The sequence below is a fragment of the Pseudomonas simiae genome (genome assembly GCF_000934565.1).
Classification (GTDB): Bacteria; Pseudomonadota; Gammaproteobacteria; order Pseudomonadales; family Pseudomonadaceae; genus Aquipseudomonas; species Aquipseudomonas simiae.
This window is the reverse complement of the sequence record NZ_CP010896.1, coordinates 5,481,722-5,497,890: the sequence shown is the minus strand read 5'-3', so window position 1 is coordinate 5,497,890 and position 16,169 is coordinate 5,481,722. Positions and strand designations below refer to the sequence as shown.

Here is a 16,169-nt window from a genome sequence, read left to right as displayed (position 1 = left end):
TAACAAGCAGGAGTTAAACCCGTGGCAATTAATCTCGAAGACAAGAAGGCCATCGTCGCTGAAGTCAACGAGGCTGCCAAAGCTGCTCTGTCCGCTGTCGTGGCTGATGCCCGTGGTGTGACAGTAGGCGCTATGACCGGACTCCGTAAAGAGGCTCGTGAAGCTGGCGTATACGTACGTGTTGTACGTAACACCCTGCTCAAGCGCGCTGTTGCTGACACTGAATACAGTGTCCTCAACGACGTGTTCACCGGCCCGACTCTGATCGCGTTCTCCAAAGAACATCCAGGCGCTGCTGCCCGTTTGTTCAAAGAATTCGCCAAGAGTCAGGAAAAGTTCGAGATCAAGGCAGCTGCGTTCGAGGGCAAGTTCCTCGCAGCTAACCAAATCGACGTACTGGCAACACTGCCGACCCGCGACGAAGCCATTTCGCAGCTGATGAGCGTGATTCAAGGCGCTACCAGCAAGCTGGCTCGTACTCTGGCCGCAGTTCGCGAGCAAAAAGAAGCTGCCGCAGCCTAAGGCTGAGCGACTTCTCTCGCGTATTTTTGTTTATTTCGATGGCCGAGTAGGCCGTCCCCCAATTCAGGAAATACAGCAATGTCTATCTCCCAAGACGATATCCTCAACGCCGTAGCTGAAATGTCGGTTCTGCAGGTTGTTGAGCTGATCAAAGCTTTCGAAGAAAAATTCGGCGTTTCCGCTGCCGCTGCTTCCGCTGGCCCAGCTGTTGCTGCTGTTGCTGCTGAAGAGCAAACCGAATTCAACGTCATGCTGCTGGAAGCTGGCGAGAAGAAAGTAAACGTGATCAAGGCAGTACGTGAACTGACCGGTCTGGGCCTGAAAGAAGCCAAGGCTGTAGTTGACGGCGCTCCTGCCCAGGTTCTGGAAGCTGTTACCAAAGACGCAGCTGACAAAGCCAAAGCAGCACTGGAAGAAGCAGGCGCTAAAGTCGAGCTGAAGTAAGCATCGACCTTGCGTCTCCAGCCCAAGCGTTAAGCTGAAGGCTGATGGCTGGTGGCTCTTGCCACCGGCCTTTTTCCGTTCTTGGCTGACGACTCGGTCGCCGCCATTAACGCGCTGTAGCCACCCGATGCGGTGGTGCAAACCATGGGGTTTGCGAGATTTTCTGGCTGCTCCCGTCGGGGGGGCCAAACAAGCAGGTGACCAAGCTGGGGAACGCTGATGGCTTACTCATATACTGAGAAAAAACGTATCCGCAAGGACTTTAGCAAGTTGCCGGACGTCATGGATGTCCCGTACCTTCTGGCTATCCAGCTGGATTCGTATCGTGAATTCTTGCAGGCGGGAGCGACCAAAGATCAGTTCCGCGACGTGGGCCTGCATGCGGCCTTCAAATCCGTTTTCCCGATCATCAGCTACTCCGGCAATGCTGCGCTGGAGTACGTCGGTTATCGCCTGGGCGAACCGGCATTTGATGTCAAAGAATGCGTGTTGCGCGGTGTTACGTACGCCGTACCTTTGCGGGTAAAAGTCCGTCTGATCATTTTCGACAAAGAATCGTCGAACAAAGCGATCAAGGACATCAAAGAGCAAGAAGTCTACATGGGCGAAATCCCACTGATGACTGAGAACGGTACCTTCGTTATCAACGGTACCGAACGTGTGATCGTTTCCCAGCTGCACCGTTCCCCGGGCGTGTTCTTCGACCACGACCGCGGCAAGACGCACAGCTCTGGTAAGCTCCTGTACTCCGCGCGGATCATTCCTTACCGTGGTTCGTGGTTGGACTTCGAGTTCGATCCGAAAGACTGCGTGTTCGTGCGTATCGACCGTCGTCGCAAGCTGCCGGCCTCGGTACTGCTGCGCGCGCTCGGCTACACCACTGAGCAAGTGCTGGACGCCTTCTACACCACCAACGTATTCAGCCTGAAGGATGAAACCCTCAAGCTGGAGCTGATTGCTTCGCGTCTGCGTGGTGAAATTGCTGTCCTGGACATTCAGGATGAAAAGGGCAAGGTCATTGTTGAAGCTGGCCGTCGTATCACTGCGCGCCACATCAACCAGATCGAAAAAGCCGGTATCAAAGAGCTGGAAGTGCCTCTGGACTACGTCCTTGGCCGCACGACCGCCAAGGTCATCGTTCACCCAGCTACAGGCGAAATCCTGGCTGAGTGCAACACCGAGCTGAACACCGAAATCCTGGCCAAAATCGCCAAGGCTCAGGTTGTTCGCATCGAGACCCTGTATACCAACGACATCGACTGCGGTCCGTTCATTTCCGACACGCTGAAGATCGACTCCACCAGCAACCAATTGGAAGCGCTGGTCGAGATCTATCGCATGATGCGTCCTGGTGAGCCACCAACCAAAGACGCTGCCGAAACCCTGTTCAACAACCTGTTCTTCAGCCCTGAGCGCTATGACCTGTCTGCGGTCGGCCGGATGAAGTTCAACCGTCGTATCGGTCGTACCGAGATCGAAGGTTCGGGCGTGCTGTGCAAGGAAGACATCGTCGCGGTACTGAAGACCCTGGTCGACATCCGTAACGGCAAAGGCATCGTCGATGACATCGACCACCTGGGTAACCGTCGTGTTCGCTGTGTAGGCGAAATGGCCGAGAACCAGTTCCGCGTTGGCCTGGTACGTGTTGAGCGTGCGGTCAAAGAGCGTCTGTCGATGGCTGAAAGCGAAGGCCTGATGCCGCAAGACCTGATCAACGCCAAGCCAGTGGCTGCGGCGGTGAAAGAGTTCTTCGGTTCCAGCCAGCTTTCCCAGTTCATGGACCAGAACAACCCGCTCTCCGAGATCACCCACAAGCGCCGTGTATCTGCACTGGGCCCGGGCGGTCTGACCCGTGAGCGTGCTGGCTTTGAAGTTCGTGACGTACACCCGACGCACTACGGTCGTGTTTGCCCGATCGAAACGCCGGAAGGTCCGAACATCGGTCTGATCAACTCCCTGGCCGCTTATGCGCGCACCAACCAGTACGGCTTCCTCGAGAGCCCGTACCGCGTGGTGAAAGACGCTCTGGTCACCGACGAGATCGTGTTCCTGTCCGCCATCGAAGAAGCTGATCACGTGATCGCTCAGGCTTCGGCCACGATGAACGACAAGAAAGTCCTGGTCGACGAGCTGGTAGCTGTTCGTCACTTGAACGAGTTCACCGTCAAGGCGCCGGAAGACGTCACCTTGATGGACGTGTCGCCGAAGCAGGTAGTGTCGGTTGCAGCGTCGCTGATCCCGTTCCTGGAGCACGATGACGCCAACCGTGCGTTGATGGGTTCCAACATGCAGCGTCAAGCTGTACCGACCCTGCGCGCCGACAAGCCGCTGGTAGGTACCGGCATGGAGCGTAACGTAGCTCGTGACTCCGGCGTTTGCGTCGTGGCTCGTCGTGGCGGCGTGATCGATTCCGTTGATGCCAGCCGTATCGTGGTTCGTGTTGCCGATGACGAAGTAGAAACTGGCGAAGCCGGTGTCGACATCTACAACCTGACCAAATACACCCGCTCGAACCAGAACACCTGCATCAACCAGCGTCCGCTGGTGAGCAAGGGTGATCGCGTTCAGCGCAGCGACATCATGGCTGATGGCCCGTCCACCGATATGGGTGAGCTGGCTCTGGGCCAGAACATGCGTATCGCGTTCATGGCATGGAACGGCTTCAACTTCGAAGACTCCATCTGCCTGTCCGAGCGTGTTGTTCAAGAAGACCGCTTCACCACGATCCACATTCAGGAACTGACCTGTGTGGCACGTGACACCAAGCTTGGGCCTGAGGAAATCACTGCAGACATCCCGAACGTGGGTGAAGCTGCACTGAACAAGCTGGACGAAGCCGGTATCGTTTACGTAGGTGCTGAAGTAGGCGCAGGCGACATCCTGGTAGGTAAGGTCACCCCGAAAGGCGAGACTCAACTGACTCCGGAAGAAAAACTGCTGCGTGCCATCTTCGGTGAAAAAGCCAGCGACGTTAAAGACACCTCCCTGCGTGTGCCTACCGGTACCAAGGGTACTGTCATCGACGTACAGGTCTTCACCCGTGACGGCGTTGAGCGTGATGCTCGTGCACTGTCCATCGAGAAGACCCAGCTCGACGAGATCCGCAAGGACCTGAACGAAGAGTTCCGTATCGTTGAAGGCGCGACCTTCGAACGTCTGCGTTCCGCCCTGGTAGGCCACAAGGCTGAAGGCGGCGCAGGTCTGAAGAAAGGTCAGGACATCACCGACGAAATCCTCGACGGTCTTGAGCACGGCCAGTGGTTCAAACTGCGCATGGCTGAAGATGCTCTGAACGAGCAGCTCGAGAAGGCTCAGGCCTACATCGTTGATCGTCGCCGTCTGCTGGACGACAAGTTTGAAGACAAGAAGCGCAAACTGCAGCAGGGCGATGACCTGGCTCCAGGCGTGCTGAAAATCGTCAAGGTTTACCTGGCAATCCGTCGCCGCATCCAGCCGGGCGACAAGATGGCTGGTCGTCACGGTAACAAGGGTGTGGTCTCCGTGATCATGCCGGTTGAAGACATGCCGCACGATGCCAATGGCACCCCGGTCGACGTCGTCCTCAACCCGTTGGGCGTACCTTCGCGTATGAACGTTGGTCAGATCCTTGAAACCCACCTGGGCCTCGCGGCCAAAGGTCTGGGCGAGAAGATCAACCGTATGATCGAAGAGCAGCGCAAGGTCGCAGACCTGCGTAAGTTCCTGCACGAGATCTACAACGAGATCGGCGGTCGCAACGAAGAGCTGGACACCTTCTCCGACCAGGAAATCCTGGATCTGGCGAAGAACCTGCGCGGCGGCGTTCCAATGGCTACCCCGGTGTTCGACGGTGCCAAGGAAAGCGAAATCAAGGCCATGCTGAAACTGGCAGACCTGCCAGAAAGCGGCCAGATGCAGCTGTTCGACGGCCGTACCGGCAACAAGTTCGAGCGCCCGGTTACTGTTGGCTACATGTACATGCTGAAGCTGAACCACTTGGTAGACGACAAGATGCACGCTCGTTCTACCGGTTCGTACAGCCTCGTTACCCAGCAGCCGCTGGGTGGTAAGGCTCAGTTCGGTGGTCAGCGTTTCGGGGAGATGGAGGTCTGGGCACTGGAAGCATACGGTGCTGCTTACACTCTGCAAGAAATGCTCACAGTGAAGTCGGACGATGTGAACGGCCGGACCAAGATGTACAAAAACATCGTGGACGGCGATCACCGTATGGAGCCGGGCATGCCCGAGTCCTTCAACGTGTTGATCAAAGAAATTCGTTCCCTCGGCATCGATATCGATCTGGAAACCGAATAACACGTGACGCGAATCGAGAGCGGGGCCGTTTAGCCCGCTCTCTGCTCCGCCAGGAGGAAAGGCCTTGAAAGACCTACTGAATTTGCTGAAAAACCAGGGTCAAGTCGAAGAGTTCGACGCCATCCGTATTGGATTGGCATCGCCTGAGATGATCCGTTCGTGGTCGTTCGGTGAAGTTAAAAAGCCGGAAACCATCAACTACCGTACGTTCAAACCTGAGCGTGACGGCCTGTTCTGCGCCAAGATCTTTGGCCCGGTAAAGGATTACGAGTGCCTGTGCGGTAAGTACAAGCGCTTGAAGCACCGTGGTGTGATCTGCGAGAAGTGCGGCGTTGAAGTTGCACTGGCCAAGGTTCGTCGTGAGCGCATGGCGCACATCGAACTGGCTTCGCCAGTTGCCCATATCTGGTTCCTGAAATCGCTGCCGTCCCGTATCGGCTTGCTGATGGACATGACTCTGCGTGATATCGAACGCGTTCTCTACTTCGAGAGCTATGTCGTTATCGATCCAGGCATGACCACCCTTGAAAAAGGTCAGCTGCTGAACGACGAGCAGTATTTCGAAGCGCTGGAAGAGTTCGGCGACGATTTCGATGCCCGCATGGGTGCCGAAGCTGTCCGCGAACTGCTGCACGCTATCGACCTGGAGCACGAGATTGGCCGTCTGCGTGAAGAAATTCCGCAAACCAACTCCGAAACCAAGATCAAGAAGCTGTCCAAGCGTCTGAAGTTGATGGAAGCCTTCCAGGGTTCCGGCAACTTGCCAGAGTGGATGGTGCTGACCGTTCTGCCGGTTCTGCCGCCAGACCTGCGTCCGCTGGTACCGTTGGACGGTGGTCGTTTCGCGACGTCCGACCTCAACGACCTGTACCGCCGCGTGATCAACCGTAACAACCGCTTGAAGCGCCTGCTCGATCTGTCCGCGCCGGACATCATCGTGCGCAACGAAAAGCGTATGTTGCAAGAAGCGGTCGACGCCTTGCTCGACAACGGTCGTCGTGGCCGCGCTATCACTGGTTCCAACAAGCGTCCTCTGAAATCCCTGGCTGACATGATCAAGGGTAAGCAAGGTCGTTTCCGTCAGAACTTGCTCGGTAAGCGTGTTGACTACTCCGGTCGTTCGGTAATTACCGTAGGCCCGACCCTGCGTCTGCACCAGTGCGGTCTGCCTAAGAAGATGGCTCTGGAGCTGTTCAAGCCGTTCATCTTCGGCAAGCTGGAAATGCGCGGTCTCGCGACCACCATCAAAGCGGCCAAGAAAATGGTCGAGCGCGAACTGCCAGAGGTTTGGGACGTTCTCGCTGAAGTGATCCGCGAACACCCGGTTCTCCTCAACCGTGCACCGACCCTTCACCGTCTGGGTATCCAGGCGTTTGAACCGGTACTGATCGAAGGTAAGGCTATCCAGCTGCACCCGCTGGTCTGTGCTGCGTACAACGCCGACTTCGACGGCGACCAAATGGCCGTGCACGTACCGCTGACACTGGAAGCCCAGTTGGAAGCGCGCGCGTTGATGATGTCGACCAACAACATTCTGTCGCCAGCCAACGGTGAGCCAATCATCGTTCCGTCGCAGGACGTTGTATTGGGTCTGTACTACATGACCCGTGAAGCGATCAACGCCAAGGGCGAAGGTCGTGTGTTCGCTGACCTGCAAGAAGTTGACCGTGTGTTCCGTGCCGGCGAAGCCGCACTGCACGCCAAGGTCAAAGTGCGGATCAACGAAACCGTCAACGACCGTGATGGCGGCAGCGTGACCAACACCCGTATTGTCGACACCACCGTCGGCCGTGCGCTGTTGTATCAGGTTGTACCAAAAGGCCTGTCGTACGACGTCGTCAACCTGCCGATGAAGAAAAAGGCGATCTCCAAGCTGATCAACCAGTGCTACCGCGTGGTTGGTTTGAAAGAGACCGTGATCTTCGCTGACCAGTTGATGTACACCGGTTTTGCTTACTCGACCATTTCCGGCGTTTCCATCGGTGTTAACGACTTCGTTATCCCGGATGAAAAAGCCCGCATCATCGGTGCTGCCACCGACGAAGTGAAAGAGATCGAAAGCCAGTACGCCTCCGGCCTGGTAACCCAGGGCGAGAAGTACAACAAGGTAATCGACCTTTGGTCGAAGGCGAACGACGAAGTTTCCAAGGCGATGATGGCCAACCTCTCGAAAGAGAAAGTCATCGACCGTCACGGCGACGAAGTTGACCAAGAGTCCTTCAACTCGATGTACATGATGGCCGACTCGGGCGCACGGGGTTCTGCTGCGCAGATCCGTCAGCTCGCCGGTATGCGTGGCCTGATGGCCAAGCCGGACGGTTCCATCATCGAAACGCCGATTACTGCGAACTTCCGTGAAGGTTTGAGCGTACTTCAGTACTTCATCTCCACTCACGGTGCTCGTAAGGGTCTTGCGGATACCGCGTTGAAAACCGCTAACTCCGGTTACCTGACTCGTCGTCTGGTAGACGTTGCACAAGATCTGGTTGTCACCGAGATCGATTGCGGCACCGAGCACGGCCTGCTGATGACTCCGCACATTGAAGGCGGTGACGTTGTAGAGCCGCTGGGTGAGCGCGTATTGGGTCGTGTGATTGCCCGTGACGTATTCAAGCCAGGCACCGAGGAAGTTATCGTTCCTGCCGGTACTCTGGTAGACGAGAAGTGGGTCGAGTTCATCGAACTCAACAGCATCGACGAAGTGATCGTTCGCTCGCCGATCAGCTGCGAAACCCGCTACGGCATTTGTGCCAAGTGCTACGGCCGTGACTTGGCTCGTGGTCACCAGGTGAACATCGGTGAAGCGGTCGGCGTTATCGCTGCCCAGTCCATCGGTGAGCCGGGTACCCAGCTGACCATGCGTACGTTCCACATCGGTGGTGCGGCAAGCCGTACCTCCGCAGCTGACAGCGTTCAGGTGAAGAATGGCGGTACTGTCCGTCTGCACAACCTGAAACACGTTGAGCGAGTGGATGGCCACCTGGTTGCTGTGTCCCGTTCCGGTGAGCTGGCAATCGCTGATGACTACGGTCGTGAGCGCGAGCGTTACAAGCTGCCGTACGGTGCTGTGATTTCGGTTAAAGAAGGTGACAAGGTCGACGCTGGCGCAATCGTGGCCAAGTGGGATCCGCACACTCACCCAATCGTTACCGAAATGAAAGGTACCGTGACCTACGTGGGCATGGAAGAAGGCATCACGATCAAGCGTCAGACTGACGAATTGACCGGTATGACCAACATTGAAGTACTCGATGCGAAAGATCGTCCAGCTGCCGGTAAAGACATCCGTCCTGCCGTGAAGATGGTCGATGACAACGGCAAGGACTTGTTGCTGCCAGGCACTGACGTAATCGCTCAGTACTTCCTGCCAGCCAACGCCCTGGTCGGTGTAGCGGATGGTGCGAAGATCGCGATCGGTGATGTTATCGCGCGTATCCCGCAAGAAACTTCGAAGACCCGTGACATCACCGGTGGTCTGCCGCGTGTTGCCGACTTGTTCGAAGCGCGTCGTCCGAAAGAAGCGTCGATTCTGGCTGAAGTCAGCGGTACCATCGCATTCGGTAAGGAAACCAAAGGCAAGCGCCGTCTGGTTATTACGCCGAACGACGGTAGCGATCCGTACGAAGAGCTGATTCCGAAGTGGCGTCACCTCAACGTCTTCGAAGGCGAACAGGTAAACCGCGGCGAAGTTATCTCCGACGGCCCAAGCGATCCACACGACATCCTGCGTCTGCTGGGTGTGAGTGCGCTGGCCAAGTACATCGTTAACGAGATCCAGGACGTTTACCGCCTGCAAGGCGTGAAGATCAACGATAAGCACATCGAGACGATCCTGCGTCAGATGCTGCGTAAAGTTGAAATCGCTGAATCCGGCGATTCCAGTTTCATCAAGGGCGACCAGATGGAACTGACTCACGTACTGGTGGAAAACGAGCGTCTGGCCGCGGAAGACAAATTTGTCTCCAAGTTCACTCGCGTGTTGCTGGGTATCACCAAGGCGTCGTTGTCCACTGAGTCGTTCATCTCGGCGGCCTCCTTCCAGGAGACCACTCGCGTACTGACCGAAGCAGCGGTAACCGGCAAGCGCGATTACCTGCGCGGCCTGAAAGAAAACGTGGTTGTGGGTCGTCTGATCCCAGCCGGTACCGGTTTGGCTTACCACAGCGAGCGTAAGCGTCGCCGTGATGCTGACAAACCGTTGCGCGTAAGCGCCAGTGAAGTGGAAGCTGCACTGACCGAAGCGCTGAACTCTAGCGGTAACTGAGTTCTGCGATAAATAAGACCGGGCCCTGGCAGCCCCCATTCGTCGGATCGAGGCAGTTTTGTCCCGGTTCGATGAGAGGGGAGGTCGGGGCCTTGCCTTGACTGGGGACAAGATCCTCTTTAGACTCTTGTACCCCTAAATTTGGCGGGAATTCGTTCCTGCCATTTTGCTTTTCTTGCAAGACAATAGCGTCGCAAGACAACAGTGGAGCTAGTAGATGGCAACTATCAACCAGCTGGTACGTCAGCCGCGTAAGCGTATCGTCGAGAAATCCGACGTACCTGCGCTGCAGAACTGCCCGCAACGTCGTGGCGTATGCACTCGCGTGTATACCACTACGCCGAAAAAACCTAACTCGGCACTGCGTAAAGTATGCCGTGTGCGCCTGACCAACGGTTTCGAGGTTTCCTCGTACATCGGTGGTGAAGGTCACAACCTGCAAGAGCACAGCGTGGTACTGATCCGCGGCGGTCGTGTAAAAGACTTGCCAGGTGTTCGTTACCACACCGTACGCGGCTCCTTGGATACTTCCGGCGTTAAAGGTCGTAACCAGGGTCGTTCGAAGTACGGTACCAAGAAGCCTAAGTAGTAGCGGCTTTTTGTAACACTGAATCATCTTATTTTCTGAGTCGATAAGAGTAAGGTCGGAGGCGTCCCGAAAGGGCACCGATTCCGAGCGAACCTGAAGACCGTTTGAGGGCTTATCCATGCCAAGAAGACGCGTAGCAGCCAAGCGCGAAGTGCTTGACGATCCAAAATACGGAAGCCAAATCCTGGCCAAGTTCATGAACCACGTGATGGAAAGCGGCAAGAAAGCCGTTGCCGAGCGTATCGTTTATGGCGCGCTGGAAAAGGTTAAAGAACGCAAGAACAGCGATCCCCTGGAAATCTTCGAGAAAGCTCTCGACGCCATCGCTCCGCTGGTCGAAGTGAAGTCGCGCCGTGTAGGCGGTGCTACTTACCAGGTTCCGGTCGAAGTTCGCCCGTCCCGTCGTAACGCTCTGGCAATGCGCTGGTTGGTAGACTTCGCCCGTAAGCGCGGCGAGAAGTCTATGGCTCTGCGTTTGGCCGGCGAGCTGTTGGACGCTGCTGAAGGTAAAGGTGCTGCTGTTAAGAAGCGTGAAGACGTGCACCGTATGGCTGAAGCTAACAAAGCTTTCTCGCACTACCGCTTCTAATCTTAGCTTCACTAATTTTGCGAGGGCTTTATGGCTCGTACTACTCCGATTAGCCGCTACCGTAACATCGGTATCGTTGCTCACGTGGATGCTGGTAAAACCACCACCACTGAGCGCGTACTGTTTTACACCGGCAAAAGTCACAAAATGGGCGAGGTGCATGACGGCGCCGCGACCACAGACTGGATGGTTCAGGAGCAGGAGCGTGGTATTACCATTACTTCTGCTGCTATTACCGCCTTCTGGAAAGGTTCCGAGAAGCAGTACAAAGACGAGCACCGTTTCAACGTAATCGATACCCCGGGCCACGTAGACTTCACCATTGAAGTTGAACGTTCCCTGCGCGTACTCGACGGCGCTGTCGTTGTGTTCTGCGGTACCTCGGGTGTTGAGCCGCAGTCGGAAACCGTATGGCGTCAAGCCAACAAGTACGGTGTTCCACGTCTTGTTTACGTAAACAAGATGGACCGTGCTGGCGCCAACTTCCTGCGCGTGATCGGTCAGATCAAGCAGCGTCTGGGTCACACCCCGGTGCCAATCCAATTGGCTATCGGTTCCGAAGACAACTTCCAGGGTCAGATCGATCTGATCAACATGGAAGCGGTCTACTGGAATGATTCCGACAAAGGTATGGTTCCTGTTCGCAAGCCTATCCCTGCAGAGCTGCAGGAACTGGCTGACGAGTGGCGTAACAACATGGTTGAGGCTGCTGCCGAAGCCAGCGAAGAGCTGATGAACAAGTACCTCGAAGGTGAAGAACTCACCAACGTGGAAATCAAGGCTGCTCTGCGTCAGCGTACTATCGCTGGTGAGATCGTCTTGGCTGTTTGTGGTTCTTCCTTCAAGAACAAGGGTGTTCCCCTGGTTCTCGACGCCGTTATCGACTACCTGCCGGCTCCAACCGACATTCCTGCTATCAAGGGTACCAACCCGGATAACGAGGAAGAAGAGATGGAGCGTCACGCCGATGACAGCGAGCCGTTCTCGGCTTTGGCGTTCAAGATCGCAACCGACCCATTCGTGGGTACTTTGACCTTCGTCCGCGTTTACTCGGGCGTGTTGGCCTCCGGCGACGGCGTGATCAACTCGGTTAAAGGCAAGAAAGAGCGCGTGGGTCGTATGGTGCAAATGCACGCAAACGCCCGTGAAGAGATCAAGGAAGTGCGCGCTGGTGACATCGCGGCCCTGATCGGCATGAAGGACGTCACCACTGGTGAGACTTTGTGCGACGCTGCCAAGCCAATCATCCTGGTTCGGATGGACTTCCCGGAGCCGGTTATTTCGGTTGCCGTAGAGCCTAAGACCAAGGATGACCAGGAAAAAATGGGTATCGCTCTGGGCAAACTTGCTCAGGAAGATCCATCTTTCCGCGTCAAGACTGATGAAGAGACTGGTCAAACGATCATCTCTGGCATGGGCGAGCTTCACCTGGACATCCTGGTTGACCGGATGCGCCGTGAGTTCAACGTCGAAGCCAACATCGGTAAGCCTCAGGTTTCCTATCGTGAGCGCATCACGAAGAATTGCGAAATCGAAGGCAAGTTCGTTCGTCAGTCCGGCGGTCGTGGTCAGTTCGGTCACTGCTGGATCCGTTTTGCTCCTGCTGACGAAGGTCAGGAAGGTCTGCAATTCGTGAACGAAGTAGTAGGTGGTGTTGTTCCTAAGGAATACATCCCTGCTATCCAGAAGGGTATCGAAGAGCAGATGAAGAACGGTGTTGTTGCCGGCTATCCGCTGATCGGCCTGAAAGCAACCGTTTTTGACGGTTCTTACCACGACGTCGACTCCAACGAGATGGCGTTTAAGGTGGCTGCTTCCATGGCAACCAAGCAACTGGCCCAGAAGGGCGGTGGTGAGTTGCTTGAGCCAATCATGGCGGTAGAAGTTGTTACACCTGAAGACTATATGGGTGATGTCATGGGCGACCTTAACCGTCGTCGCGGCATGATCTTGGGTATGGAAGACACGGTTTCCGGCAAAGTGATTCGCGCCGAGGTTCCGTTGGGTGAGATGTTCGGTTATGCGACCGACGTTCGCTCCATGTCCCAGGGTCGCGCAAGCTACTCTATGGAATTCAAAAAATACAACACAGCTCCGGCGCACATCGCTGAAACTGTATCCAAAAAACAAGGCTGATTCAGTCCTTTAGGCAAGGAGTTAATTGTCGTGGCTAAAGAAAAATTTGATCGTTCCCTACCGCACGTCAACGTTGGCACCATCGGTCACGTTGACCACGGTAAAACCACTCTGACTGCTGCTCTGACTCGCGTTTGCTCCGAAGTTTTCGGTTCGGCTCGTGTTGACTTCGACAAGATCGACAGCGCACCAGAAGAAAAAGCTCGTGGTATCACCATCAACACCGCGCACGTTGAGTACAACTCGACTATTCGTCACTACGCTCACGTTGACTGCCCAGGTCACGCTGACTATGTGAAGAACATGATCACTGGTGCTGCCCAGATGGACGGCGCTATCCTGGTTTGCTCGGCCGCTGATGGTCCGATGCCACAAACCCGTGAGCACATCCTGCTGTCCCGTCAGGTAGGCGTTCCGTACATCGTGGTCTTCCTGAACAAGGCTGACCTGGTAGACGACGCTGAGCTGCTGGAACTGGTTGAGATGGAAGTGCGCGATCTGCTGAGCACTTACGACTTCCCAGGCGACGACACTCCGATCATCATCGGTTCTGCTCGTATGGCTCTGGAAGGCAAAGACGACAACGAAATGGGCACCACTGCCGTTCGTAAGCTGGTTGAAACTCTGGATTCCTACATCCCAGAGCCAGTTCGTCTGACCGACAAGCCGTTCCTGATGCCAATCGAAGACGTATTCTCGATCTCCGGTCGTGGTACTGTTGTGACTGGTCGTATCGAGCGCGGTATCGTTCGCGTTCAGGATCCACTGGAAATCGTTGGTCTGCGTGACACCACCGTCACCACCTGCACCGGTGTTGAAATGTTCCGTAAACTGCTCGACGAAGGTCGTGCTGGCGAGAACTGCGGCGTTCTGCTGCGTGGTACCAAGCGTGACGACGTTGAGCGTGGCCAGGTTCTGGTTAAGCCAGGTTCGGTTAAGCCGCACACCAAGTTCACCGCAGAAGTTTACGTTCTGAGCAAGGAAGAAGGCGGTCGTCACACTCCGTTCTTCAAAGGCTACCGTCCACAGTTCTACTTCCGTACTACTGACGTGACCGGTAACTGCGAATTGCCAGAAGGCGTAGAAATGGTAATGCCAGGCGATAACATTCAAATGACTGTTACCCTGATCAAAACCATCGCTATGGAAGACGGCCTGCGCTTCGCTATCCGTGAAGGCGGCCGTACCGTTGGTGCTGGCGTTGTAGCTAAAATCATCGAGTAATTATCTCTTCTGAGATAGCTCTGATGTTTTGAAAAGGCCCCCGCTCAGCGGGGGCCTTTTTTATTGGGTTGACACCTATCAGGGCCGTCTATAGAATTGCGCCTCCTTTTAACGGGCGTATTGCGCTCGCTGGGAATAGCAGCCGGAGTCTGAAATCCAATGCAAAATCAGCAAATCCGTATCAGGTTGAAGGCTTTTGACCATCGCCTGATCGACCAATCCACCCAGGAAATCGTGGAAACCGCGAAACGTACTGGTGCTCAAGTGCGTGGTCCAATTCCACTGCCTACCCGTAAAGAGCGGTTCACCGTTCTGGTCTCCCCGCACGTCAACAAAGACGCGCGTGACCAGTACGAGATCCGTACTCATAAGCGCGTACTGGACATCGTCCAGCCAACGGATAAAACCGTTGATGCACTTATGAAGCTCGATCTGGCGGCCGGTGTGGAAGTACAGATCAGCCTCGGCTAAGACTTGGGTCTTAGTCGTGTAACGCTCTGAAATGGGCGGCCATAGCGGGTGAAAGCCCCGTACACTCATGAGGTTTACAACATGACTATTGGTGTAGTCGGTCGTAAATGCGGTATGACCCGTATTTTCACCGAAGAAGGTGTCTCCATTCCGGTCACGGTCATTGAGATCGAGCCGAATCGCGTCACCCAGTTCAAAACTGAAGAAACCGATGGCTATCGTGCAGTGCAAGTCACTGTCGGCGAGCGTCGTGCTTCGCGTGTGACTGCTGCTCAAGCAGGTCACTTCGCTAAAGCAAACGTTGCAGCTGGTCGCACTGTTATGGAGTTCCGTCTCGAAGATGGCGACTACCAGGCTGGCGATCTGATCAACGCTGAAATCTTCGCTGCTGGTCAACTGGTTGATGTAACCGGTCAGTCCAAAGGTAAAGGCTTCCAGGGTACGATCAAGCGTTGGAATTTCCGTGGCCAAGACAACACTCACGGTAACTCCGTCTCCCACCGCGTCCCGGGCTCTATTGGCCAGTGCCAGACTCCTGGTCGTGTATTCAAGGGCAAAAAAATGTCCGGTCATATGGGCGCTGAGCGCGTGACCGTGCAGTCCCTCGAAGTAGTGCGCGTCGACGCTGAACGCAATCTGTTGTTGGTCAAGGGTGCTGTTCCTGGCGCTACTGGCGGCAACCTGGTTGTACGTCCAGCGGCCAAGGCTCGCGGTTAAGGGGAAGCTGACATGCAATTAAATGTAAATGACGCTCAAGCGATCGAAGTTTCCGAACTGACATTTGGCGGCGAATTCAACGAGACGCTGGTTCACCAAGCAGTCGTGGCCTACATGGCCGGCGGCCGTCAAGGTAGCAAGCAGCAAAAGACCCGTTCCGACGTACGTGGTGGCGGTAAGCGCCCTTGGCGTCAGAAAGGTACTGGCCGTGCTCGTGCCGGTACTATCCGTAGCCCAATCTGGCGTGGCGGTGGTACCACTTTCGCAGCTCGTCCGCAGGATCACTCGCAGAAGCTCAACAAGAAGATGTACCGCGCAGCTCTGCGCTCCATCCTTGCTGAACTGGTGCGTACTGACCGTCTGGTCGTGGTTCAGGACTTCGCTGTTGAAAGCCCGAAAACCAAAGATCTGCTGGGCAAACTGAACAACATGAGCCTGACCGATGTTTTGATCGTGTCTGAAGCTGTTGATCAGAACCTGTACCTGGCTGCTCGTAACCTGCCACACGTTGATGTACGTGACGTGCAAGGTTCCGATCCAGTTAGTCTGATCGCATACGACAAGGTGTTGATCACCGTGTCGGCCGTGAAGAAATTCGAGGAGCTGCTGGGATGAACCAGGAACGCGTATTTAAAGTTCTGCTTGGCCCGCACGTTTCCGAAAAGGCTACGGTTCTGGCTGACAAGAAAGGCCAGTTCGTTTTCAAGGTTGCAACTGACGCAACCAAGCTGGAAATCAAGAAGGCCGTCGAAAGCCTGTTCAGCGTGAAAGTAGAGCGTGTTACTACCCTGAATGTTCTGGGTAAGAGCAAGCGCACTGCTCGCGGTCTGGGCAAGCGTAATGACTGGAAGAAGGCAGTTATCTCCCTTCAGCCAGGCCAAGATCTCGATTTCAGCAGCAGTGCTGAGTAAGGAAGGGGT

At 55.4% G+C, this 16,169-nt stretch carries 12 protein-coding genes; all 12 read left to right on the top strand.

Annotation, left to right across the window (positions count from 1 at the left end; all coding sequences use genetic code 11):
• The first annotated feature begins 21 nt into the window (after window positions 1-21).
• On the top strand, window positions 22-522 hold the full coding sequence (gene rplJ / locus PF1751_RS25020) for a 50S ribosomal protein L10 (RefSeq protein WP_010206364.1): 501 nt from the start codon (window positions 22-24) through the stop codon (window positions 520-522).
• A 78-nt stretch (window positions 523-600) separates the two neighbouring features.
• Complete coding sequence (gene rplL, locus PF1751_RS25015; protein WP_021492993.1) at window positions 601-966, top strand: 50S ribosomal protein L7/L12; 366 nt, start codon at window positions 601-603, stop codon at window positions 964-966.
• A 219-nt stretch (window positions 967-1,185) separates the two neighbouring features.
• Window positions 1,186-5,259, top strand: coding sequence for a DNA-directed RNA polymerase subunit beta (gene rpoB, locus PF1751_RS25010; protein ID WP_010206926.1), 4,074 nt, complete (start codon window positions 1,186-1,188; stop codon window positions 5,257-5,259).
• Between the two features lie 64 nt (window positions 5,260-5,323).
• Window positions 5,324-9,523 (top strand): DNA-directed RNA polymerase subunit beta', encoded by a 4,200-nt coding sequence (rpoC, locus tag PF1751_RS25005; RefSeq protein ID WP_010206924.1) that lies wholly within the window; start codon window positions 5,324-5,326, stop codon window positions 9,521-9,523.
• Window positions 9,524-9,740: 217 nt separating this feature from the next.
• Entirely contained in the window at window positions 9,741-10,112 is a 372-nt protein-coding gene (gene rpsL, locus PF1751_RS25000; RefSeq protein ID WP_002555494.1) for a 30S ribosomal protein S12, read from the top strand.
• Between the two features lie 118 nt (window positions 10,113-10,230).
• A complete protein-coding gene (gene rpsG / locus PF1751_RS24995; RefSeq protein WP_002555493.1) occupies window positions 10,231-10,701 on the top strand; it encodes a 30S ribosomal protein S7 in 471 nt (156 codons plus the stop codon).
• A gap of 30 nt (window positions 10,702-10,731) precedes the next feature.
• A complete protein-coding gene (fusA, locus tag PF1751_RS24990) occupies window positions 10,732-12,837 on the top strand; it encodes an elongation factor G (protein ID WP_010206921.1) in 2,106 nt (701 codons plus the stop codon).
• A gap of 30 nt (window positions 12,838-12,867) precedes the next feature.
• Entirely contained in the window at window positions 12,868-14,061 is a 1,194-nt protein-coding gene (gene tuf, locus PF1751_RS24985; RefSeq protein WP_010206920.1) for an elongation factor Tu, read from the top strand.
• Between the two features lie 159 nt (window positions 14,062-14,220).
• Complete coding sequence (gene rpsJ / locus PF1751_RS24980; protein ID WP_003186070.1) at window positions 14,221-14,532, top strand: 30S ribosomal protein S10; 312 nt, start codon at window positions 14,221-14,223, stop codon at window positions 14,530-14,532.
• Window positions 14,533-14,613: 81 nt separating this feature from the next.
• Entirely contained in the window at window positions 14,614-15,249 is a 636-nt protein-coding gene (rplC, locus tag PF1751_RS24975) for a 50S ribosomal protein L3 (RefSeq protein ID WP_003194649.1), read from the top strand.
• A gap of 12 nt (window positions 15,250-15,261) precedes the next feature.
• Window positions 15,262-15,864 carry a 50S ribosomal protein L4 gene (rplD, locus tag PF1751_RS24970; protein ID WP_003176424.1) on the top strand — a complete coding sequence of 201 codons (603 nt, stop codon included), beginning with the start codon at window positions 15,262-15,264 and terminating at the stop codon, window positions 15,862-15,864.
• Window positions 15,861-16,160 carry a 50S ribosomal protein L23 gene (rplW, locus tag PF1751_RS24965; RefSeq protein WP_002555488.1) on the top strand — a complete coding sequence of 100 codons (300 nt, stop codon included), beginning with the start codon at window positions 15,861-15,863 and terminating at the stop codon, window positions 16,158-16,160. The genes rplD and rplW overlap by 4 nt, the downstream gene beginning before the upstream one ends.
• Window positions 16,161-16,169 lie beyond the last annotated feature (9 nt).

Excerpts from the sequence above, each read along its gene's own strand:
- rplL (WP_021492993.1), top strand. The coding sequence starts at position 601 with ATGTCTATCTCCCAAGACGATATCCTCAACGCCGTAGCTGAAATGTCG.
- rpoB (WP_010206926.1), top strand. The coding sequence starts at position 1,186 with ATGGCTTACTCATATACTGAGAAAAAACGTATCCGCAAGGACTTTAGC.
- rpsL (WP_002555494.1), top strand. The coding sequence starts at position 9,741 with ATGGCAACTATCAACCAGCTGGTACGTCAGCCGCGTAAGCGTATCGTC.
- rpsG (WP_002555493.1), top strand. The coding sequence starts at position 10,231 with ATGCCAAGAAGACGCGTAGCAGCCAAGCGCGAAGTGCTTGACGATCCA.
- fusA (WP_010206921.1), top strand. The coding sequence starts at position 10,732 with ATGGCTCGTACTACTCCGATTAGCCGCTACCGTAACATCGGTATCGTT.
- rpsJ (WP_003186070.1), top strand. The coding sequence starts at position 14,221 with ATGCAAAATCAGCAAATCCGTATCAGGTTGAAGGCTTTTGACCATCGC.
- rplC (WP_003194649.1), top strand. The coding sequence starts at position 14,614 with ATGACTATTGGTGTAGTCGGTCGTAAATGCGGTATGACCCGTATTTTC.
- rplD (WP_003176424.1), top strand. The coding sequence starts at position 15,262 with ATGCAATTAAATGTAAATGACGCTCAAGCGATCGAAGTTTCCGAACTG.
- rplW (WP_002555488.1), top strand. The coding sequence starts at position 15,861 with ATGAACCAGGAACGCGTATTTAAAGTTCTGCTTGGCCCGCACGTTTCC.